General features: G+C 64.6%; 18 protein-coding genes. 13 read left to right on the top strand and 5 right to left on the bottom strand.

Translation table 11 applies throughout. The features are described from left to right. Positions 1-4: 4 nt before the first annotated feature. The 3 genes from ACFCV3_RS31995 to ACFCV3_RS32005 all read right to left on the bottom strand — a co-directional run bounded on the left by ACFCV3_RS31995 (position 5) and on the right by ACFCV3_RS32005 (position 4,327). Positions 5-1,258, bottom strand: a complete 1,254-nt coding sequence (locus ACFCV3_RS31995) for a lanthionine synthetase C family protein (RefSeq protein ID WP_376036267.1) — start codon at positions 1,256-1,258, stop codon at positions 5-7. Next, positions 1,255-4,008 carry a lantibiotic dehydratase gene (locus tag ACFCV3_RS32000; RefSeq protein ID WP_376036269.1) on the bottom strand — a complete coding sequence of 918 codons (2,754 nt, stop codon included), beginning with the start codon at positions 4,006-4,008 and terminating at the stop codon, positions 1,255-1,257. The genes ACFCV3_RS31995 and ACFCV3_RS32000 overlap by 4 nt, the downstream gene beginning before the upstream one ends. Positions 4,009-4,138: 130 nt before the next feature. Beyond that, positions 4,139-4,327, bottom strand: coding sequence for a hypothetical protein (locus ACFCV3_RS32005; RefSeq protein ID WP_376036270.1), 189 nt, complete (start codon positions 4,325-4,327; stop codon positions 4,139-4,141). 60 nt (positions 4,328-4,387) lie between these two features. Here ACFCV3_RS32005 and ACFCV3_RS32010 point away from each other — a divergent pair, with 60 nt between their 5' ends. Together ACFCV3_RS32010 and ACFCV3_RS32015 are read left to right on the top strand one after the other, a co-directional pair. Beyond that, complete coding sequence (locus ACFCV3_RS32010; RefSeq protein WP_376036272.1) at positions 4,388-5,344, top strand: alpha/beta hydrolase; 957 nt, start codon at positions 4,388-4,390, stop codon at positions 5,342-5,344. A 49-nt stretch (positions 5,345-5,393) separates the two neighbouring features. Then, positions 5,394-6,620 carry a helix-turn-helix domain-containing protein gene (locus ACFCV3_RS32015; protein ID WP_376036275.1) on the top strand — a complete coding sequence of 409 codons (1,227 nt, stop codon included), beginning with the start codon at positions 5,394-5,396 and terminating at the stop codon, positions 6,618-6,620. 185 nt (positions 6,621-6,805) lie between these two features. Here ACFCV3_RS32015 and ACFCV3_RS32020 read toward each other — a convergent pair whose 3' ends face one another. Next, entirely contained in the window at positions 6,806-7,018 is a 213-nt protein-coding gene (locus ACFCV3_RS32020) for a hypothetical protein (protein ID WP_376036706.1), read from the bottom strand. Between ACFCV3_RS32020 and ACFCV3_RS32025 the strand changes: the two genes are divergently transcribed. The 5 genes from ACFCV3_RS32025 to ACFCV3_RS32045 all read left to right on the top strand — a co-directional run bounded on the left by ACFCV3_RS32025 (position 6,995) and on the right by ACFCV3_RS32045 (position 10,277). Then, entirely contained in the window at positions 6,995-7,138 is a 144-nt protein-coding gene (locus ACFCV3_RS32025) for a helix-turn-helix transcriptional regulator (RefSeq protein ID WP_376036691.1), read from the top strand. The two genes, ACFCV3_RS32020 and ACFCV3_RS32025, sit on opposite strands and share 24 nt — an antisense overlap. A 316-nt stretch (positions 7,139-7,454) precedes the next feature. Continuing rightward, positions 7,455-8,063: a 2'-5' RNA ligase family protein gene (locus tag ACFCV3_RS32030; protein WP_376036277.1), complete on the top strand. Its 609-nt coding sequence runs from the start codon at positions 7,455-7,457 to the stop codon at positions 8,061-8,063. 87 nt (positions 8,064-8,150) lie between these two features. After that, positions 8,151-9,026, top strand: a complete 876-nt coding sequence (locus ACFCV3_RS32035; RefSeq protein ID WP_376036280.1) for an alpha/beta fold hydrolase — start codon at positions 8,151-8,153, stop codon at positions 9,024-9,026. Continuing rightward, positions 9,013-9,546, top strand: a complete 534-nt coding sequence (locus ACFCV3_RS32040; RefSeq protein ID WP_376036282.1) for a DUF6624 domain-containing protein — start codon at positions 9,013-9,015, stop codon at positions 9,544-9,546. Before ACFCV3_RS32035 ends, ACFCV3_RS32040 begins: the two co-directional genes overlap by 14 nt. Positions 9,547-9,689: 143 nt before the next feature. Continuing rightward, positions 9,690-10,277: a hypothetical protein gene (locus tag ACFCV3_RS32045; RefSeq protein ID WP_376036285.1), complete on the top strand. Its 588-nt coding sequence runs from the start codon at positions 9,690-9,692 to the stop codon at positions 10,275-10,277. A gap of 185 nt (positions 10,278-10,462) precedes the next feature. Here the strand turns inward: ACFCV3_RS32045 and ACFCV3_RS32050 are convergent, their stop codons facing one another. Continuing rightward, positions 10,463-11,671, bottom strand: coding sequence for a HEAT repeat domain-containing protein (locus ACFCV3_RS32050; RefSeq protein ID WP_376036288.1), 1,209 nt, complete (start codon positions 11,669-11,671; stop codon positions 10,463-10,465). A gap of 546 nt (positions 11,672-12,217) precedes the next feature. Between ACFCV3_RS32050 and ACFCV3_RS32055 the strand changes: the two genes are divergently transcribed. The 6 genes from ACFCV3_RS32055 to ACFCV3_RS32080 all read left to right on the top strand — a co-directional run bounded on the left by ACFCV3_RS32055 (position 12,218) and on the right by ACFCV3_RS32080 (position 22,451). Further along, positions 12,218-13,477: an MFS transporter gene (locus ACFCV3_RS32055; protein WP_376036291.1), complete on the top strand. Its 1,260-nt coding sequence runs from the start codon at positions 12,218-12,220 to the stop codon at positions 13,475-13,477. 165 nt (positions 13,478-13,642) lie between these two features. Next, positions 13,643-14,953: a diguanylate cyclase gene (locus tag ACFCV3_RS32060; RefSeq protein WP_376036294.1), complete on the top strand. Its 1,311-nt coding sequence runs from the start codon at positions 13,643-13,645 to the stop codon at positions 14,951-14,953. Positions 14,954-15,161: 208 nt separating this feature from the next. Then, on the top strand, positions 15,162-15,290 hold the full coding sequence (locus ACFCV3_RS32065) for a hypothetical protein (protein ID WP_376036297.1): 129 nt from the start codon (positions 15,162-15,164) through the stop codon (positions 15,288-15,290). A gap of 133 nt (positions 15,291-15,423) precedes the next feature. Continuing rightward, entirely contained in the window at positions 15,424-16,134 is a 711-nt protein-coding gene (locus tag ACFCV3_RS32070) for a hypothetical protein (RefSeq protein ID WP_376036300.1), read from the top strand. 369 nt (positions 16,135-16,503) lie between these two features. Next, entirely contained in the window at positions 16,504-19,710 is a 3,207-nt protein-coding gene (locus ACFCV3_RS32075) for a helicase-related protein (RefSeq protein WP_376036303.1), read from the top strand. Next, positions 19,707-22,451: a hypothetical protein gene (locus ACFCV3_RS32080; protein ID WP_376036306.1), complete on the top strand. Its 2,745-nt coding sequence runs from the start codon at positions 19,707-19,709 to the stop codon at positions 22,449-22,451. The genes ACFCV3_RS32075 and ACFCV3_RS32080 overlap by 4 nt, the downstream gene beginning before the upstream one ends. Positions 22,452-22,485: the final 34 nt, after the last annotated feature.

A 22,485-nucleotide genomic window follows, 5' to 3' on the forward strand; every position in this document is an offset into this window, starting at 1 on the left:
GAACTCAGGCGACGAGCAACAGCGCATCCCAGGTTGTTCTGACCGGTGGCGAAGGGATCTCGGCCAGCTCACTGAGAGCCAAGGCGACTCCGGCTGCGCCGGTCAGGAAGCCTGGGTTGTCACGCCTGGTGCCGTGCTGGACATGGGCCACGAGGAACGGCCGGTCACATTCGATCGATTTTTCGACTTTGGCCGCTGCATGCTCAGCCACGACATTGTCTATGCCAGTCGCACAGCGCAGGACCCCGGCGTGTCCGTGGCACAGTGTCGGCCCTTCGGCATCCCAGCCCGTGTACGCCTGGTCTAGGCGTCCGAGGTCGGCAAGGGCCGTTTCGGCCAGTACGGGATCGCTGAGCGCGCTTGCTGCGTGGATCAGGCTGCGGACGATTCCGGGTGTGCCGTAACACCATGCCGTACGTCGGCCGTGCTGGCTGGTGACGTTGGCACCATCGGTGAGTTCGCTGCCCGAGACGTGGCCTGGCCAGCCACCATCGTCTGTTCGCCATCGCTCGAGCCAGTTGGCTGCGTCTCGGATCGCTGTCAGCTGTCCTGTGATGGTGCGGCCGGCGGAGTGAGCCAGTGACAGGAACGCCAGGGGACCGGCGACACCGTGGGCTAGGCCTGTGTCTGCGGCCCCGGTGTGGTCCAGGCGAGCGGCGGCGATCGAGGGGTGCTTTTCGGTCGGCACCCACCATCCGGGCTGGGGCCGTCCTCGATCGGTCAGCATGGTGGTCATGGCCGTCAGTGCGGCAACGAGCCCTGGTTCGGCTGACGGGCTGCCGTCGACCGAGGCGGCTAGGAGGATCCGGCCGATGCCGGCCAGGCCTGAGATCGCGTCGTAGGTGTACCACGACGTCTCCGAGTTGCCTGTCTGAACGAGGTTCACGTACTGGGTAGCGACCTCGATTGCCCGGGCCGACAGCCAGCTGATGGATCGGTCGGTGGTTTTCGCGATGATCTTAGGGTCGGGCAGGTAGGCGGAGCCGAGGACCAGCGATGCGGTGAGCCCTCCTGTCGCCCCGTAGACCCCGGCGCCTTGGAAGGCGCCGGGGCGGGCTTGCTGAGCGGCCGCGGTCCAGTGGGCTCGGGCTGCGTCGGCGAAGACCGGATCGATTGTGGACAGGCGTGCATGGAGCAGCGCGGTCCCTGGTAGCCCGTCGGCGAGCGTTGCGATTGCGTGCGTTGGAGCGGCCGCCGCGACTCGTTGCGGGTCCAGGAGTCGTTCGGCGATGGCCAAAGCAGCCTGTGCGGTGTTCATCGGCTCTCGCGGGCGAGAAGCTCGGCCGCTAGCGCACGAGCAACGTGCTCCTGGTCCCGGCCGAGGCCCAGCCGGTTGGCGTGCATATGAATCATCGACGAAGCACAGTCAACACGTCGTCCGCGCGGCACCGTACTGCGATAGACCTCCAGCATGGCCTCGCGCCGGTCCCATAGCTCCACGACAGGTGCGGGTAGCAGGGCGACTGGCCCGGACAACGCGGCTGCATAGAGATTGTTGACCCGTCGTCGCTGGCCACGGTCCAGTCGAGGTCGACCGACGGCGGTGGTGGGCTGATCGGTCAAGTTGCGGGCGATTCCGACGGCCGAGAGCGCAGCGAACACGAGCCGGCCGTCGTCGTCCGGCCTGTCGGCGAGGAGACGTAGTGCGAGTTCGCTGTCGGCCGCAAAGACCTTCTCGGCAACCTCGATCGCCGCCGCCCCGCCGTAGCGGTCGGCCTCCGGCTCGTAGGGCTCGATGATCAGGCGTCCGACCAAACCTCGTGACATCCACAGGGCGTAGCGCCCCGAGATGGCAGGTAGTACCGCTGTGCTCAGCACTGAGGGTTCGCCGGTGAATCGGACACGAAGGTGCGGTCCGTGAGAGGGATTGTCGTAGCGCAGCCAGAACCAGTGGTCGATTTCGCCGCCTAACCTGTCAGCCAGGTGGCCGATGTGTTCGAGTAGATCGTCGTGATGGATTGTCGGCGACGGGATCGTGAGGGACAGCCATCTGCCTCCCGGTAGATGCAGGGTCGGTGGCGTGCCGCGCGCGGGCAGCTTCTCACGCCCGACCGGATGGCTATTGGCCCCTTGGAGCGGGACGACGAGCTCGAGCATGTGGTGCCCGTCTGGACCTTCTGCGACAGCTTGGACTGCGTCCGTCCCGCCGGGCAGGGCGGTGACTCTGTCCTCGCCGCGACGGACGTAGCGGCGCAAGAGCTCGCTGTCGCGGGCATCGTCCAAGTCGAGCAAGAGACGCTGGTCGGCGTTCTGCGTCACCACGAAGCGCGGCGGCGCCGGAACGGCCGTCGTACGCCAATGGGCGAGCTCCGATTCCCAGACGTCCTTGTGGCTCATTGCCGCGATGAGCCGGTGGGGTAGGCGCCACCGCGCCGGCGCCAGGATCGTATTCCGCCACCGAACTTGAGGCACGAAGGGTGCCTCACCGAGTGGTCCCCAAGTCCAGGTGTGCCAAGGGTGGGCACCACTGTTTGCGAGATCCTGGAGCAGACGGACGGCCGGACTGATGTAGGCAGTGCCGATGCGGGAGAACAGAGCGGGCCTGATCTCCTGCTCGAGGCTCCGCGACCACAGCGTGAGGCGGTGCCCGTCGGAAGCTAGCTCCAGGTCGAACAGAGTCAGATCACCCGCACCGGGAACCGTGCCCACGCAGATCCGCTGTGCCGCGAACCTGGATGGCAATGCCACGGTGGCTAGAGTCGCCAGACGGGGCCGGACCACAACCTCGGCATGCAGCGGCACGTTGGGGTCTACTGGAGGAGTCGACAGTTGCAGGAGCGATGAGAACCGGCCAAGAGTCGAGCCCGCGTCGACGGTGCTGCCCAGGTAGGCAGCCAGCATGAAGTGGCCGTCGGCCAGGTGGCTCGTCGACTCGGAGAGGACCTGAACGTAGATCTCGGCGCTGCTCGGTGGCACACGCTCACCAGTGACCCGCAGTGCAGCGACGGCCTCGTCGTTGAGATTGACCTCCGTGCTGTTCCGGGAGGCCGCATCGGCGATCAGATCGGCGAGAATTCGTGCGCGGGTCGGATCTGCGGCTTGGTCGGGAGCGCGGTCGTCGTCTGGGTTGCCCAGGCCGGTCACGGGGTCGATGACTTCCTGGAGGGCGATCCGCCGCTGGACCCCGTACCGCTCGACGAACCGGGAGTGATAGCCGGCCAGAACCGCGGATGCGGGGGTGATGCTCCACAGCAGGCTGGCCGTGGCGGCGGCCTCAGCCAGGAGCGAGCGTGGGACCTGGATTTCTGCATCGATGGCGACATCGACCGTGATCGGGCTCTCGCAGGGTGCGAGATCGTCGCAGATCACGCGGGCTTCGGCCAGTGCCGCGAGGCGCTCGTGCGTGCCCGGCGGGTATTTGTCCGCCTCGCCGAGAAGATCCCGCAGCTCGACCAGCGGCCCGACCAGCTTGTGTGATGCGGGAGTCCGCTCCAGGAGGTGTACGAGTGGATCGTGCGCAACGTCATCCGGCAACAGGTCTGTTAGCAGCAGCCCGGTCCGGACGAGCTTCTGCACGGTGCCTCGTACGGTTTCATCCGGAACGGCTGACCAGCGGGCACTGATGGCGGCGCTGACCTGCGCCAGGCTGGCAGGCGTGCGGCACGTCTCCAAGATCAGCTCGACGGCCGGGGTTGCGCGGAGCGTGATTCGCTCGGGTTTCAGCGACCCGACCACCCATTCGTGCTCGTACCGGTCGCCGCGGCGCGCGGCGAGGTCGTTGTACGCGAACTGCGCGACGTCGAGCACTTCGGGGACATCAAGGAGCTGGTTGGCGATGTCCTGCAGCCAGGCAGCTGCCGGGTTGCTGCGGGCACGATGGCTCCTCCCGACACTGAATCGGGCATCTCCGTCGGTCACCTGGGCGACCTGGACGCCGGCAAACGCGCCCCGCGGTGTCGCTCGCGTTCGAGCACGACGCTCGTAGGCATGCACTGTGGTGGCAAGCCGCTTGTCGGTGTTCAGGTCGTCGTCGGTGACCGCGGCGAGGGAGCGCGAGGCAAATCGCATCGCCTCCAACAGCGAGCCAGACAGCCCCAAGGCAAGAGGGTCTGGGGCGCTCGGAAGCAGTGGTGTGCGCGCCAAGACCGGGAAATCGGCGTGCAGGGCGAATGTGCGCTCGCGCTTCATCGCCAGGGCCCTAGATCTTGCAGTTCTTGCAGGTGCCCGTGCAGCCCACACTCGGGCAGCTTGCCGAGCAACCGTCATCGGTGTTGTTACTGCAGGCCATGGGGACTTTCAGCGTGCGGACGTCGAGGTCGAACAGGTCGGCTGTCAGCCGGTCCAGATCGCTCTCAGTGTTGTCCAGGACTGCGATCGGTTCCGTCATAGCTGTGCCTCTCGATGAGGGGAACAATTGTCATCTCTCATCGAAGCCAGGGATCACTCGATGCAACAGCGCACCGTGGCCGCATCCCTGTCGCATCCGCGGAGCACGACCGAGCCGAACGTGGACTCTGCCCCACGATCGGCGGCTGTGGGGCAGACTGGCCTCGTCGAAGTTCAGGTCGATGAGGAGATCGCCATGTCCACGCAATCTCGTGTGGAGTTCCGCTCGCTCGATGGCTTGCGGCTGGTCGGCGACGTCGTCGTCCCTGACGTGGGTCCGCAGGTCGGCGTTCTTCTGGTTCATGGTCGTGGGGTAACTCGGCACGAGTCCGGCTTCTTTGATCGGATCGCCGATGGGCTGGCTACCGCTGGGTTCGCGTCACTTCGATTCGACCTGCGTGGGCACGGAGAGTCGGACGGTACTCAGGAGGACGTGACGCTCGCCGGCCTGCTGAACGACATCCGGGCGGGCTTCGAGGTATTGCGCGCCGAGACGGGCGCCGCGAGAACATCGCTGGTCGGGCAGTCGTTCGCCGGCGGCATCTGTGCGTACTACGCGGCCAAGCGCCAGGCAGAGGTGGAGCGCCTGGTGATGTTGTGCCCTCGCATCGACTACAAGTCGCGCACCATCGACGGACGCCCGTACTGGGTCGACGATCACCTCGACGACGAGCACACCGACTTGCTGTCCAGTACTGGTTTCTTGCAGTACTCGACATCGTTTCGTCATGGGCGTGCTTTCCTCAACGAGGTGTTCTGGCTTCAACCGCACACTGCGCTTGGGGACGTCATTGCTCCGACGCTGCTGATCCATGGCGATGCCGATAAGCAGGTGCCGATCGGCCCGTCTTACGACGCGATCAAGGAACTCAATGCGCGGTCGGAGCTCATGGTGGTGAAAGGCGCCGGTCACGGCTTCTCTGTCGCGGGCGACAAGGCTTACCGGCAGCCGCAGACCCTGGCATGGCAGGCCGATGTGATCCAGCGAATCAACGACTGGGTTGGCGCAGGACACTGATACACAGGACGGACCGCCGATCCTTCGGCGCGAGGGGAGGAGAAGCCCGATGACCAGCAGCAGCGACGAGACTGTCGGGTCACGCATCGCGGCGTACCGCAAGCTCGCGGGGTACACCCAGCGCGAGTTTGCCGACCATGCACATCTTTCACTCGGCGCGATCCGCAAGGTCGAGCAAGGCGAACGCCTACCGACCTACGGCTTCTTGAACACTGCGGCGCGGACCCTGTCCCTCACCGTTGAGGAATTGACAGGCCAGCCCTACCGAGGCAGTGAACGAGCTGACGCCCGTGTCCACGCACCGATCGCTGCCATCCGCGGAATCGCCCGAGCCTACGACCTCCCACCCGAGTGGCGGCCAGCGCCTAGGCCCCTCGAAACCATCGCGCGCGACGTCGACCAGGCCACGGTGTACCGAGCTGCTGCCCGGTACACCGCATTGGGAGAACTGCTTCCCACGCTCCTCGAGGAGCTCACGGCCTGCGTGCACCAGCTAGATGGCAAATCAAAAGGTCATGCGGCCCGTCTCCTTGCCTCCTGCTACTACATGGCCTACACCCTTGCCTCACGCCTTGGCTACCTGGATCTCGCCTCGATTCTGGAGGAGCGACTTCACTGGGCAGCCTCGCTGGCCGAGGATCCACTTTCGATCGGCCTAGCGCAATGGACGCGCGCCAACGGGTTCCAGATTGCCAAGGACTACAGCACTGGGATACGCCTCTTGGAGCAGTCCTACGGCCAGCTGTGGGAGTCCGTCGGCGCCAACCCGTCGACCGCTGCGGTCACCCTGCTAGGCAGCATCCGGCTGAGGCAGGTCACACAGGCCTCTCGTGCCCGCGATGAAAACGCCACGACCTACTACCTCGAAGAAGCTCGCCGGATGGCAGAGCGCGTGCCGAACGGTGTTGATCATGTTCACTATCACCTGACCTTCGGAGTGGTGAACACGGCCGTGCACGACATTGCTGCACAGATTGAGCTGAGGCACGTCGACGTTGCGGCAGCACGCGCTCGAGCACTCCATCTCCCGGCGTCGATGCCTCGTACCCGCCGAGGCCACCACCTTATTGACGCGGCCAGGGCCTTCATTGCCATAGACGATCGCGACGCCGCCTTACTCTCTCTGCAACAAGCTCGCGCAGTCGCTCCGCAGCAGACCCGCTACCACCCGATGGCACGCGAGGCAGTGCGTGTCCTGGTCGGTCACCACCGCAGGGCTGGCGAAGAAGTGCGGGCGCTGTCGGCATGGTTCGGATCGGACTTGACGGAGAAATGAGGCCTGTCAAGGGCCGAACGAGCCGGAAGTACCCCATCGTGGGGTACTTCCCTGAAGGCCGTTGCCGGATCCTGGTGACATAGGCACCCGCTCTTCGAGGAGGACCTGTGGCAATCCGAGCCATCACCGTTCAAAGGCGCGACCTCGAGCGTCTACTCCAAGGCGGCGATCCCGTCAGGGCCGTACTACAGAACGGGGAAGAAGATGACCGCGCCGCTCCGATAGTCGTCGTTCTGGCAGGCGTTAAGCAGGATTCCATGGCGCAACGAATTCCAGCCGCTGCTTTCGTTGAGAACGCCCAGAACCCGGTCGCTCCGTCGCGGCGGTATGCGCTCGTACGCCGGCGTCGGGAGATCTGCAAAACCCAAGAGGGCCTGGCCAGAGATGTCGGCGTCCAACGGTCAACTGTTGCCCGATGGGAGTCCGGTGATACGACTCCCTCGTTGTGGGCCAAGCCACGGATCGCAGATGCGCTGGAGGTCTCACTGGAGCTTCTCGACGGCTTGCTTAAACCATGAAGCCTCGGCCGTCAGCGGCCGCTGCAGCTTACAAGCGGCCTTATGCCTCCGTCAGCTCCTCGACCCGCGGGACCACAGACCTGAGCGACCTTCATGGGGATCTGGCAGTAGGTCGGCAACCAATTCATTCACGCGAAGTTCGCTCACTAGGGTGACAGAGCAACGACCCACCAAACTGCCTTGGCGTTGGCGGCAACCCTGGACCTGCCGACCGTAGACCAGCACACAAGGCTTGTGGCCGGGCTCAGTGCCTCTGGGCCATGACGAACGGAGTGGTTGAATGAAGCGGTTTTTCGATACGAAGCCAGCCAAGTGGATGTCAAAACGTGGCAAGCTTCACGTATACGTCGTCGCGCCGGAGCAGGTCAGGCAGTACGTCGACGACTATCACGCGATGATGCGCCGTCACACCGGGCTGATCTCGGTGCAACCCCGCGAATTCCTGCACGTGACGGTCCAGTTGCTGGAGGCCCACGCAGACGACGTTTCTGCGGCCGACATTGCGGCCCTTGGCGCGGCACTGCGAGCCGAGCTCGAGAATCTGCCGACGTTCGAGCTCACCCTGGGGCCTCCGGTCATCGGCGTACACAGTCTCGGCCTGCGTAGCTCCGGCATAGTGCCCGCCTTCACCGAGCTGGTTCGGCACACCCGAGCCGCTGCCGAGAAGATTCTCGGTCCGCAGGCGTTGCATGACGGCGGCGCACTGCAGCGGCCGCATGCGAGTCTTGGCTACGGGCTCGCGGACGGCGATTCAGACCCGTTGATCGGCGAGCTCAACGCGCTGAACTTTGACCGCGATCCGGTGCGGTTCACAGTCGACCAGGTCGAACTACTGGCGGTCGACCAGGACGCAACGGCCGGCGTCTACACCTGGTCGAAGCTGAACGAAATCGAGCTGGCTCCTTCGCGTGCCCGCGTTCGTTGACACACCGCTGTTGACAGGCGAGTCGGCGCCGCGCGTGCCAGGCTGACACGTGGCGAGCGTCCGAACCCGTTTACCTGAAGGATCTGCATGACCGAGCTGCACGAAAGCTACCTCGTCAACGGCATTCAGCTGGCGTACCGGTACGTGCCGGGCGATGCACCGTGCATCGTGTTCGTATCGGGTCTGGGCGGGTCGGGTGAGGAATGGGATGAGGTGATCGACCGCCTTCCGGACGGACTGTCGACGTTCGTGTATGACCGGGCCGGCTGCGGTAGCAGCGGGCCCGTCGATGAGGTGACCGCGGCAGGGGAGGCGTTGCCGATTCAATGGGGCGCCGAGCAACTGCTTGCCTTGCTAACAGCCGTGAGCGTTCCGGGACCGTGGGTGCTGGTAGGGCATTCAATCGGCGGGCTGATCGTGGACGCGTTCTCCCGGTTATGGCCGGACCAGGTCAGTGGTCAAGTGCTGGTCGATGCCAGCGACCCGCTGCTGCACACCGCACTGGACGACGACAAGCCGGTTCTGGTCGACGGCAGGGACGGCGAGGCATGGCGTATCTCCTATCCGGCAACGCTGGCCAACTTCGAACCAGGCCCACAGCACCAGGTCGAGACAGTGGTGATCGGTTCGGCGATCTGGCGCTGGCTGCCCGTGAAGGAGCCGGAGAAGTACCGGCCACTGTCACTGATCGAGCTGGACCATTGGTGGCACCGCCACCAGCTCCAGCTGGCACGGCGCTGGTCTGGTCATCTCGTCGTACCGCACTTCGCAGGACACCTCGTGCACAAGGATTCTCCGGAGCTCGTGGCTGAGGTGGTTCGGAGTGTGGCTGCGGCGAAGGGCGGCGCGGTGCAGCTGGAGCAGCCGGCGATCCTGCGGACCGGTGGGACGGTGCGGGTCAGTGCGCGAGGCGACGGGTTCGTTGAATGGAACGCGAAGGGGCCCCGCAATGATGGAGAGTAGCGAGCTCGAGGCGGAGCTGAAGCGGCGAGCCGCGTTGGACCAAGAAGCCCGCACCGCGGTAGCGGGCTGGTCAGACAACCCGCGCACGGAGCTGTGGGAGGTTGTTGGCAAGGTGGATGCCGACAACACTGGCTGGCTCGTCGAGCTCGTGACGACCCAGGGCTGGCCGCGGCTGTCGGAAGTTGGCGAGGAAGCCGCCACGAATGCTTGGTTGCTGGCGCAGCATGCGGACATGCAGCCGGAGCAGCAGCGCATGTTTCATCGACTAATGGCAGCCGCCGTCGAGGTGGGCGAAGCCGAGGCGAAGTACCTCGCCTATCTCGAGGACCGGGTAAGGGTCAACAGCGGCCGGCCGCAGCTGTACGGGACCCAGTTTGTCGACAATGGCCAGGGCTTGGGGCCGCGGCCGATCGAGGACCGTGACGGTTTGGCAGCTCGGCGTGCAGCGGCAGGGATGGAGCCGTTCGAGGAGTACGAGGTGACGATGCATGGAATCTGGAGAGATCAATCGCCGTCGTAGGCCTCCGCCGCCCAGCAGTGAGGACGACACGGTTCGGCAGGCCGTGGGCCGCCCACTCGGCGAGTATGACCACTGAGCACATTCGCCGGCCAAACGGCTGGCGAGAACTGCGATCGGGAGCTGACTGAATGAGCCAACCGAGCATGCCAACCGCCACGGCGCCGCTGCTCAGCCTTGACGAGGTTGACGCCGAGCTGGTGGCTGTTCAGTACGTCGTACAGCACGAGCTCGTCGACCTGGCCGCGGTGTCGACATGGGCGGACAAGCTACGGCACAGGTGGGCGGCAGGCCCCTGGGAAAGGGCGCTACTGGACCACTACGCGTCCGGGATCGTGAAGTGCGCTCACCAGCCCAGATCATTGGCGCCGGCGGCCGCAGTCCTGGAGTGTCTCGAGCTTGCGCGCCACGAGGTGGCACGGGTACGGACACCTCGTCGCACGTACCGCGACGTCGACGATCTGGCGCGTGGACATGGCGCGGGAGGCTCGCTGATCTGGGACTACGACTATGACTGGCTTCTGCGGTTGAAGGACAAGGCGGAGAGTTGCGCGAGCATCGCGTTAATGCAGATCCTGCTGAGCGAAGCGCTCGACACTCTGTCGCAGATTGCGTCTGACCCGGCCGGCGCCCACTCGAGTCGCATGGGAACGGCGCTGGATGCGCTGCACCGTTTACAGAAGAGTGAGAGTCTGCTCGACGATCCGACGTGGTGGCCGGCCAGCGAGGCATAGCGTCGAAACTGCTGGACCGGATTGTTGGCCGGGCTGATCATCGTGAGAGCTCACCTTGCGTAGCGAGGGCGCGCCTGGAGATATCACCACACCGCTTGCCCCATGTTGCTTGGGAATGGAGCGGGGCGCCGAGATTCCTGAGCGTTTGGGCCCGGCCAGCTCAGTGAGGAGCCCTGGCCCGGAGGTTAGAGGGTCGGGCCAGTCGGCCGATCCGGCGGTCGGATTGGTGGAACCTCTAGGGGCGGAAGACCCGCATACCGGCGAAGAGCGTTGCCAGGCGGCGGGAGCTGGGCCAGAGCGAGGGCTTGCGTCAACCATTGCTGCGGGTACTGCCGGACCGTCGCGGCAAGGTGATGGTCAGCCAGCGCGGTGATCAGGCGCTGCTGTGCGGGCGAGAGATCTGCAAAAGCAGGTCCGGATCCTGACTCAGGAGCGACCTGGAAGGCGAACATGACCGCGTCGCCCGCGAGGTCGTCGAGTGCGGGGAGATAGTAGTTCTGCAGACAGTCAGCAATAGCCGTCACGATGGTGTCGACGGATTGGCGGTCGGCGAAACGGAGCAGCAGCCGCGCGGTGTCGGTGTACAAGCGACCGTCACGATGGTGGTCCATGAATACCGTGACGTGGTCCGTCGCAGCGAAGGCCACAAGCTCAGCAAACAACTGATCCATCAGCACATCGTCGAACTGTGGTGGGACAGCGGTCTTGTTGTCGCCCGCCGTGCCGATGCGTGCCAGGGCAGTCGCGGCGGCCCAGCGCACGAGCCAGTCTTCTGTGCCGAGGTAGCGGGTCAGCAATTCGACAGATCGTGCGGGGGCGAGCAAGCTGAGCGCTTCGAGCGCCGTAGCGACGACTTTTCTGTCGTGTTCGGTCGTGAGCAGCGTGACGAGTCGAGCCGTGCTGGATTGGCCGATCTCGGGTAGTCGGCACAGTAGAACGACAGTTTTCTCGCGGATGCCAGGATCTGGGTCTTGTAGCAGCTGACTGAGTTCTGTCGCTGATTTGAGAACGGCGTCACGGCAGAGCGACCAATCATCACCTTGGATGAGCTCGTCGAATCGCGTGTCCGGGTTGATCCCCGTAGGCACGTTGGATCCGCGCTCGCAACCGTAGGCCAGGTCCGACAAGATTCCCAGCGCATCGGCGCGGACATTGTGCTGTCCGGCCAGGGCGAGCCGGACGAGAAACGGCACCGCTGTCCAAACGGCTGGATCACGGAGGCAGCGGCCGCAGAGCAACTGCAGTAGCTGGCTCATGGCGTCCTCGCGCCCGTAGGAGTCCGGGCCACACGCCGCACGCAACTCGTGGGCGATCGCATCGCCCATATACGGCGACGGGCTGAGGGTCGGCCAGTCGATGGCATCGAGTCCGGCAAGGAGATCGCTAGAGTCCACCCGTGCTGCCCTCCAGTGGCGCTGAGCCAAACAACATATCAGCAGTTGCTCACCCGCTGTTCTCTGTTGACTGACGCAGTGTAGGGACAGGTTCTTGATCCGCCGATCGGTCTCTCTGCTAGGCCCGTACCGCCGCCGGAGCATCAAGGCTGTGAGCCGTCTGTCCGCGACCGGTGAGTCATTGCCGGTTCGTGCAGTGCTGATGGTGAAACATCTCCGCACCCGTAACGATAGACGAGGCAGGGGAGGGGTTGGATTGATGGTTGAAGCTGGCGGTACTCGATGCTCACGGCGCGAGGTCGCACCGGAAGTCGCGCGACTCCGCGCTTTGTGGGTGATTGTCACGACGACGGCAGGGGCGACGGAAGACACTGACGAGGAGGCGCTCACCGGGCTGGGACGGCGCGGACACACGCGGTCTCGAAGAATGCCGGATTGCTACCGATCGTTGGCGCGCGCCTTGAACCTGCTCAGTCAACGGCACTCCTGTCGGTCGCTGACGGGCCCTCGATCGCGCCTGCCCTGATTTGTGGGTAGTTTGAAACGGTGACTCGCCGGCCCGCCCCGCAGCCCGGTCAGGATCCAGCTCAGCCGAAGGCGACCTACCGCGACGTGTTCGCGGTCGCGGAGTTCCGTGCGTTGTGGTTCGCGCAGCTGGCCTCCGTGGCCGGCGATCAGCTCGCCCGGGTGGCGCTCGCGGTGCTCGTGTTTGATCGGACCGGGTCGGCCGGCCTGTCGGCGCTGACCTACGCCCTGACCTTCTTGCCAGACCTGCTGGCAGGGCCTTTGCTGTCGGGGCTGGCGGACCGGTTCTCGCGGCGCCGGGTGATGGTGGTGTGCGACCTGGCCCGGATGGCGCTGGTCGCGGTGATGGCGATTCCCGGCCTGCCATTGTGGCTGCTGTGCGTACTGCTGGTCGTGGTCCAGTTGTTCGCCGCGCCGTTCCAGGCAGCGCGGGCCGCATTGCTGCCGTCGATCCTGACCGGCGAGCAGTACGTGAAGTCGAGCGCGGTGTCGAACATGACTTCGCAGTTCGCTCAGGTCGCCGGCTTCGTTGCCGGTGGCGCCCTCGTCGCCGCACTCGGGGCGCATCGGACGTTGCTGGTCGACGCGGCCACCTTCGCGGTCTCGGCAGCACTGGTCGGGTTCGGGATCCGTGACCACCCCATCGACGGCGACCCGGCGCAGCGCCCTTCCTGGCTGACCCAGATCGCGGCCGGCGCCCGGCTGGTGTGGGTAGACCGGCGTCTGCGATACCTGGTGGCGCTGGCCTCGCTGATGGGTTTCTACATCACCGTCGAGGGCCTCGCCGCGCCGTACGCCGCTGCCCTGCCCGACGGTCCGGTCACCGGTGCGGTGGCAGTCGGGGTCCTGTTGGCGGCCAACCCTGCCGGCACGGTGACAGGGATGCTGCTGCTGACCCGGCAGGATCCGGAGCTGCGGGTCCGGCTGATCCGGCCGATGGCCATCGGAGCCTGCGCTCCCCTGATCGGCTGTGCCTTTCAGCCAGATCTCGTGGTGACGGTGCTGTTGTGGTTCGTGTCTGGAATGTCTTCGGCCTATCAGCTGCAAGCGAACGTGATGTTCGTGCAGGTCATCCCTGACGGGCAGCGGGGCCAGGCGTTCGGCCTGGCCCGCACCGTGATGATCGTGGCGCAGGGTGTCGGGATCCTGCTGGCAGGGATGGCAGCGGACCGGTGGCGGCCCACCCATGTGGTTGCGGCGGCCGGCGTGCTCGGAGTGATCGCCGCGGCCGGTGCAGCCACAGGGTTCACCCGGGCACAGCGTGCGCACACGCCGGCCTGATGGGCAGTTCACGGGATCGGAAATGGGGGATGTCAGTGCCACTCGCCGTTGCGCATAGCAGACACCTCCTCCCAAGGGGGCTCTCCGCATCGCCAGGTGACGGTGACATTCGGTGACGTGACGCTTACCCTGGCAGTGGGACCTACGTGAGGCGGGGGTTACTCCATGATCAGTATCCGGCATCGGCGGCCCGGCCGTCGCCGCCCGGACCGGTCGCGCGCGCTGCGCAACTGGGAACTGTGGACGATCCCGCCCGTCCTGCTCGGCTACGTCCTGGCAGTCGACTTCCTCGCCTTGGTCGCTCCGGCGATCGCGGCCTCCGTCGACCCAATCGATTCGACGGATCTGATCCGATTCGCGATCCTGGTTGTGGGCTCCGCGGTTCACATCGAGGCGGCCCGGGGGATCGAGCGGCTGCGCGAGCTCGCTGCCGAAGGCCTGCCCTACGTGAATTTGAAAGGTGCGTGGACTTTCGCCGCGGTGCTGCTCTTACCGCCTCCGCTGGCGTTCGGGCTGATCGTGACGACCTATCTGCACTCCTGGCTGCGCCTGAACCGGGTTCGGGCTTACCGACTCGTGTTCACCACGGCGACCGTCGTTCTTGGTTCGGGGGCCGCGGCCCTCGTGCTGCAGGCACTGTCTCCCGGGGGTTACCCAGGCGTGCCCTACGGCCCTGCCGGGCTGGCCGTGCTCGTGCTCGCCGGGCTGGCGTACTGGTTCGTCAACTATGGACTCGTCATCGGAGCCGTGCTGCTGTCCAGCCCGGAAACGACGGCCCGCGAGATGGTCGGCCGGCTCACCGACCACTTCATCGGCCTGGGTTCACTAGGCCTGGGCGCAGCAACCGCGGTCTTGCTGGTGGCTCAGCCTTGGATGAGTCCGCTTCTGCTCGTCCCCGTCCTCGGGCTCCATTACGGCCTGTTGGCGGGCCAGTTTCAAACCGCGGCCCGCACCGACCCCAAGACGGGTCTTGCTAACGCGACCTTCTGGCACGAGATGGCGGGCAAGGAGCTCGAGCGAGCCACCAGCACCAACTCCATGCTCAGCGTTCTGTACGTCGACCTGGACTACTTCAAGCCCATCAACGACTCTCACGGCCACGACGCTGGCGACCAGGTCCTGAAGGCTGTCGCCGCGGAACTCCAGCAAGACACACGTTCCGACGACCTTGTCGGCCGCCTTGGTGGCGAGGAGTTCGCCGTCCTACTGCCCAGCACCAAACCTGCCGACGCCGCAGAAATCGCCGAACGCATCCGGCGCCGTATCGCTGGCCTGCGCGTCACGGTGCACAGCAAAGGCGGCCATAACAGGGTGATTGACAATCTCACCTGCTCGGTCGGCGTCGCGACGTTCCCCGATGCCGCGGATACCCTGCAGTTGCTGGTGAAGGCCGCCGACGAGGCACAGTACACAGCCAAGGCCGCAGGCCGTAACAGGGTCGTCGTCGCTTCCAACGGTGACTCGTCACAAATCTGACACGGCACATGTGGTTGAGCTTTGCTACACCGCAGGGACGGGTTCTCTCTAGCTAAATACGTCCCGAACAGAGGGGGCAGCACCTGCGGGCGTTGTCACGCAGCCGCTCGACGAAGCGGACGGGCTGATGGCAGCGTCTTCAACCTACTGACACGATCGCTGGGTGTACCGGGATCGTCTGCCCATCGGGTGAATGCTGCAATGGACCATGAGCCAACCTGCAGAGGATCCCGAAAGCACCGAGTTGCCGGCTGAGCAGACGCTGAATGACGACCCCAACCTGCATGGCGCGATCTGGGATACGCTGCACGGCGACTTCACCTCGGAGGACTTCTAGCCCACACAATCTCGTCCTGTGTCGCAATGCTCAAACCGAGCGCTTCCAGCGAGTGACGTCGTCCAGGTCGCGTTGCTTCGGACATGTCGCAACGATCGTCCAAGGTGGAGCGAGCTTGCGACAGAATGGCCCTATGCGACTACAGGTGGCTATGTTCGATGGCCAGCATCGGTACCTTGGGGCTCTTCTCGCCGCATCTACCATCCTCGGGATGAGCGCCTGTAATGGCTCGTCGAACTCCTCGCCCGCACCGACGAGCAGCACCCCGATCATCGCGACTCCGGCTCCCGCTCCGACCCAGCCCACCGCCCCGACCCGTCTGCCAGTGCAGCAACAGCTGACGACTGTTCTGCGAGAGCTCGGTCTACCTCCGAAAGGCAGCGCGACGCCCCTCCCGCAGTCTGTCGAGACGATCGGCATCGGCGTGGCTTACCCGAGCGGCAAGAAGATCCGCCATCCGAACTTCCCTGCCAAGGGTATTGCTGCCCAGCAGTCAGGCGCCAAGGCAAGGATGCAGACGTCCTACGGCATCGGTATCGTCACTGTCTCGATCGAAAGGCTCGAGCAGCCGCTACCGGCGAAACTCGACTACTGCGATGCTGACTGGACCCGAGCCCCGTCATTCATTGAAGGCTCAGATCTCTGCTCCCTAGAGCGGATCTCCCCGACGGCTATGGTCCAGACCATCGACTTCGACAACCTGCGGGAGATGCGGCTGATCCTGCCACGCACGATCATCACAGTCTCCAGCGGCGCGGAGAATCTGAAGACACCCGGCGCGAAGCCACCTCTATCGAAGGTCGCCCAGCGCAAGCTCTTGCTGGATCCCCGTTGGCTGATCTAGGCCGACAGACTGGAGCGTTGGCATCTACCTGAGGTCTCGGCATGAAACTTTGTGACAGACAGCCCGTTGTCGCCACTGACCTCCCACAGGGTGGTCGTCGGGCCTGCCTTGCTGCCGGTTGAGCGGGCTGATGCGGCTCAGGCACCAGGCGATGGGCAGTATGAAGCTTGACGCTGCAACTTTGCCCGGGTTGGTTCAAGCTACCGGACGGTCTTAGTAAGGTGTACTGCTACGCACTGTAATGGCACCAGCCTGGGGGGCTAGGAGACTCTCAGGCTCGGGTACCGGGCGAGGTGTCAGATTGGCAGGTCATCACTCAGCACGGCTCGGGAGTAGATTGACGCCCGCGTCATGAAAGGGGGGCGAGCGATGTTTGAGAAGGGGCAACGGGTCCGCGTATCAGCGACCGGCGTTCCCGATTTCGCCACAGTTCGGTTCGTGATACCTGGTGAACGGCTGGGGTCTTTCGATCTGATCCTTGTTGACGACGAAGAGAAGCGCCACGAGGTTAACCTGGCTGCTGGGGACACGACCACAGTGCGCGCGCTTGTCAGCGATGGCAGAGCTGATTCTGCCCGGGTTCTGGCGGGCATGTGGACGCGATGGATGGATGCTGCGGCAACCAACGCGGAGTCCAGCGCGATGGCGTCGACTCCGCTCAAACCATATGCGCACCAGACCACGGCCGTGTACGGCGCGATGCTGCCGCAGCCGCTGCTCCGATTCCTACTGGCAGACGAGCCAGGGACAGGCAAGACCATCATGGCTGGTCTCTACCTGCGCGAGATGCAAAGGCTTGGTTTGATCAAGCGGGCGATCATCGTCTGCCCGGCAAACCTGGCGACCAAGTGGGTCGACGACTTCCAGCGACTCCTGGGAGGCGGGCTCCGCCAGCTCACATCGGCCACCGTGCGAGAGAACGCCCTCAACAGTAACGATCTCTGGGTCGTCAGCCTTGAGTTGGCCGCGGTCAATCCCGCGGTCCAAGAGGCCATCCGTCCGGACAGGGCTGGGTGGGACCTGGTGGTCTTTGACGAGGCGCACCGGCTGACTCCGACCGCAGCAGGCTTTCATCAGGTCGGTCGTCTGCTGGCAAAGAACACCCCGCGCGCGCTGCTGATGACCGCGACACCGCACCGCGGCAAGGAATGGCTGTTCCGGCACCTGCTGCATCTGGTCGACCCTGCCATCTACCCCGATCCCGGCACAGACCCAAATATTGAGCTGAGCGCACTACGCCCGGGGCCAATCCACTTCCTTCGGCGCATGAAGGAGGACCTAGTCGACTATGACGGGCAGACGCGCCTGTTCAAAGGTCGCACAGCCCACAATCACAGTGTTCCGCTGTCTCAGGTCGAGTACGGCTATTACCAGGCCGCACTCGACATGGTCGACCAGTACTTTCCGGTCACTGCACAGCCTCTCGCTCGCATGGTCTACGGCAAACGTGCGGCGTCGAGCCTTCACGCTCTCGCGGAGACGCTGCGACGCAGGTATGCCCACATGGGACAGATGAGTGAGGCCGAGGCTGCCCTGGTGGCCGACCGAGAAGACCAGGGAGACGAAAGCGAGATTGAGGAGGCTAAGGTCGTCAATGCCGCGTCCACGGCGAGTCGAGCCGAGCGGGCTGGCATCAAGGCGCTCGTCGACCAGATCGACGCCTCGGTGAACGACCCGAGCGGACAGCCATCGAAGTGGAAGCGACTCACCGAAGACTGTCTCGGCAAGCACGGCATCCTTCCCGGTAACACTGAGCAAGGCGTCATCTTTACCGAATATGCCGACTCGGCAGAATGGATTGCCCGGCGACTGCAGGCGCAGGGTTACACCGCTCGGCTCTACTCCGGTCGCCAGAGCAAAGCTGACCGGGACGAGGTTCGCAGAGCCTTCATGCGTGGTGAATTCCAGGTTATTGTCACGACCGACGCCGGCAATGAAGGGATCGACCTGCAGGCCGCGCACGTCTTGGTCAACTACGACATTCCATGGTCGCTCGTCCGGCTTGAGCAGCGCATGGGCCGCATTCACCGTGTCGGCCAGGATCGCGATGTCTTCCTGTTCAATCTCGTTGCCACGGATACCCGCGAAGGCGAAACTCTGCTGCGCTTACTTGACAATTTCGTCACCGCCGCAAACGAACTGCGTGGGCAGATGTTCGACAGCTTGTCGGCAGTCGCCGAAATTACCGGCGTTGATTACGATAAATGGCTGTCGGACCTCTACGGTAACGATGAGACCAAGAAGCAAGCCGCAATTGATGCGGCGAAGGCAATCCAATCTAATGAGATCACCCGGGTCGCTCGCCAGGTCCGCGACACTGAACGCAGATTAGCGAGCCAGGTCGACGCGGTTGCCGCGCTCACCTTGTTGCAGCGCGACCTATTCGCACGTATTAACCCAGCTATTGTCGAGGCGTATCTTGACCGGCTTGCTGCCGCCAACCTTCTGCGCGCCGAACCCACCGCCGCAGGCCCAGGGTTCCGGCGGCTCGCCCTTAGCAGCGGCAGCCTCCCAGCTAGCTTGGGTGGCGGTCACGAGGTCCACATTGCGACGAGCGGCGACGCTCTGCGTGAGGCGGCCGAGAGCATCGACGTAGGTGACACCATCACCCTCGGCCCTGGCGAGCCTGGCTTTACCGACCTCATCAACCTCGCCGACCACGCTCTTGCCGAAGATGTCTACCAATCCGGCGCTGCCGAGGACCCAACCAGCCTCACCCCGTACGACCTGTACGCCTTCGAGGCCACCTTGACTGAGAGCGACGGGAAGCGCGCAAGCATTTGGGCCACCCTGATCAAGGTCGACGACAGCGGCAACGCCCGCGCCGTGCGCTGGGAAACTCTCGCCAACCTCGTGCCGACCACCCTGCCCGGCACCTCGCCCCACCCCGCCCGACAGGACAAAGCCGGCCAAGCTGCCGTCACGGTTGCCCAGGAGACAGTTGAACAGCACCGCAGTGTTCGGACCGACTGGTTCGCCCAAGCCCGCAAGGATCTCACCAACCTGCCGCTCAGCCTTACGGACAGCATCAAAGACCGCGAGACGCGGCTCGCTCTCCGGAAACGGCTTCAGAAACAGACCACCGAGCGGCTGGGAGAACTTGAGCGGCTCGTTGATGTCCAGCTCACCGAACCGAAGCTCGTCGGTCGACTGCGTGTCCTTGCCGCCGCTGACCCCAGCGTTCAGGCTGAGATTGACGCCGAGATGGTCTCGATGAAGCACGTCCAACAGTTACTGCAGGACGACGGCTGGACCGTGGAAGATGTTCACACCGAGGGGCGCGGCTACGACCTCGACGCTCGTCGCAATAGCCAGGCTCGCCACGTCGAGGTGAAGGGGGTGCTCGGCAGCGCAGCAAGTGATGGCATCCGGATGACAGGCAACGAAGTCCTTATCGCAACCCAACACCGCAAGGACTACTGGCTCTACGTTGTCGACGCATGCGCCGACGGTAAGGGCCGACTGTTCGGCGCCTACGAAGATCCTGCGACTTTGTTCGCCGCCGACATGACCGGCGACGCGATCTTCCGCGTCCCTGGTAGCAGCCTCAAGAATGCACCCGGGAGCAACGTATGACCCGCATGATCGAACGATGGTTCCCTTGTGCCGAGGTTTCGGCGAACAGCAAGTCCGGATGGGGCAGCGGCAACGCCGAGGTTGGAATCATGACCTGGTTCGCCAAGCGGCCGACTGCCCAGGCGAAGGCGGCGACGATCTGTTCGCTCCTCCCGTGGCCTGACGATGTCTCCGAGCAAGCTCGGCTGCAGCAGCTGGTCCGGGAAGCGATGACCGGTCGGTACGAGAAGGCTGCCGCGCTCCGTGCTGAGATCCTGAGGAGCTCACCGGAAGGTGTCAGCACCCTTGACCCTTTTTCCGGACGTGGGATGATCCCGCTGGAGACGGCGCGCCTCGGCCTTCCCGCACAGGCGATCGACTACAGCCCTGTCGCGGTTTTGGCCTCACGACTACTTGCTGACTACCCGTCCCGTGGCTGGGACGACGAGCCTGAGCTGCCGTACGGGGAGGCCAGTGAAGCACTCGTCGACACCGCGCCACGGCTGGTGAGAGACGTCGAGCGGATCATCGACGAGGTCGAGGTACGCCACCGGCACGCGATGAGCTCCTACTATCCGGCGATCAACGGCCGCGATGCGTGGGGCACTTTGTGGGCAGTGACGATCCCCTGTCAGGAGTGCTCCCGTCACTTCCCACTCATCGGTCAGCTGGATCTCCGCAAGCCGAGCACCCGCAAGAATCGGACAACCAAGGTCACTTTCCACGACCCGGGGCAGTCGTACTACATCGACGCCGACGTGGCGACGGGAACTTGGGATGTCGTAGTTCACGACGGAGCGCCCCGGCGAGCTCCCACGCGACAGGTGCCACCAGGGCGAAGCAAGTACGACAGCAACGGGCGACTTGCCGTGTGTTCATTCTGCGGCCACGCCCATGACCGACAAACCCAGATGAGGATCCTTGAGGAGGGCCTGGGAGGCGACGCCCCGCTCCTTGCCGCTGACATCGACCCTGACGTAGGCAAGTCTTACCGGGCGCTGGAGCCGGAGGAAGTGACCGCGATCGAAGCCGCAAGTGCAGCTGTCCGAGAGCAGCCGGGGTTCGGCCCGTTCCTGCCGGCCGTGCCTGACGAGCGGATCCCCACCGGGAACACCTGGACCATTCAGGCGACTGTTTACGGTGCCCGCACGTACGGCGACATGATGAACGCTCGGCAGTCCCTCTCTTTCGTCGCGCTCGCCCGAGCGATCCGAGACATCGGCTCCGAGCTGGCCAAGCGAGGCAACAGCGACGACTACGTAAGAGCGCTAACTGGCTACGCGGCAGCGGCGTTGGCCCGCAAGATCCGACGTGCCACTCGCGGCTGCACCCTCGACCCGAAGCTAAATAAGGTCAACGATGTCTTCGCGACGGAGTCGAGCCTCAACTTCTCTTTCGACTATTTCGAGGTCGGCCTAGCTGATGGACCAGGCAGCTGGCGCTCAGTCGCCGCAGGCACCTTCAGCTCGTTGCAATCGACCATGCCTCCGCCTACCGCGCAGCACGCCGAGGTTGTACGGGGCTCCGCGACGAGCCTTCCGTTCCGGGATCGAAGCATCTCCGCCGTTGTCACCGATCCACCGTACGACGCCATGATCGACTACAGCGACGCCAGCGACTTGTTCTATGTCTGGATAAAGCGCGCGCTGTCTGAGTCCTGGCCAGAGCTCGGCATGACGGCCCATGAGTTCGGGGTGCAGGAAAAGCAGGACGAGATCATCGTCAAGAAGGGCGGCACTAGCAACAACGATCACCGCAACCGCCAGCACTACGACAAGCTGATCACTCAGGCGTTCCGCGAGGCACAGCGCGTCGTAAAGGCTGACGGGGTAGTGACCATCGTCTTCGGCCACGGTGAACCAGAGGTCTGGCAGCGTCTACTCACCGCGATCCGCGACGCCGGCCTCGTTCTAACCGGCGCCTGGCCGGCCAAAACCGAGCCGGGAGGCAAGGTCGGGTTTACCAACATTGTGACGACTCTGACCATGGCCTGCCGGCCGGCGCCCGAAGGTCGGCCTCCGGGCCGAAAGGGCGCAGTCGAAGTCGAAATCAAGGATGTCGTCAAGGAGCGCTACCCCGACTGGGAGCGGTGGGGCCTGGCCCCCGCTGACATGCTAATGGCCGCGGCAGGACCAGCGATGGAGGTCGTCGGCCGCTACAGCGAGGTCCTGGATGCCAAGGGCGAGATCGTTGACATTCATACCTTCCTGCCGCTTGCCCGCGCCGCGGTGCAGGAAGCGATGGCCGTCGAAATCAGCCACCAGCCTCTCGAGACCTTCGACGCCCGTACCCGATTCGGTCTGTGGTGGGTCCGCCTTTATGGTCGGCAGCCTCAGGCAAAGTCGGAACTGAGGTGGCAGGCCCTGGCCTCGTCCCTCGACCTGGCAGCCGTCCGTGACCTCGTGCGTGATGCGGATAAGGGAGTTCGGTTTACAACCTCGCAGCAGTTCGACGGCAAGATCACTGGCGATTCCGCGGTGATCGATGTGGCGCTCGCGCTTGCCGCGGCATCCGAGGACGGGCTCAACGCCATGGGCGGAGTCCTCGCTTCCTCGGAGCGGTCGGCGGAGGATACCTACCTATGGGCCGCGGTGCAGTTCCTCGCCGACCGGCTTCCCGACAACGATCCCGATTCGATCGCCTTCACCCGAGTGCTGCGTACACGTAGTGGCATCTCGGCCGCGGCCGAGACAGCTACAACAGCAGGCGCCCAGCAGCGCGAACGACAGAAGAACGACGATAACCAGCTGAGGCTCTTGTGATGAATCGCCAGAGCACCGGCCGCGGATGGTCTGT

Origin of the sequence: Kribbella sp. NPDC056345 (assembly GCF_042262745.1) — a bacterium.
Taxonomy (GTDB): domain Bacteria; phylum Actinomycetota; class Actinomycetes; order Propionibacteriales; family Kribbellaceae; genus Kribbella.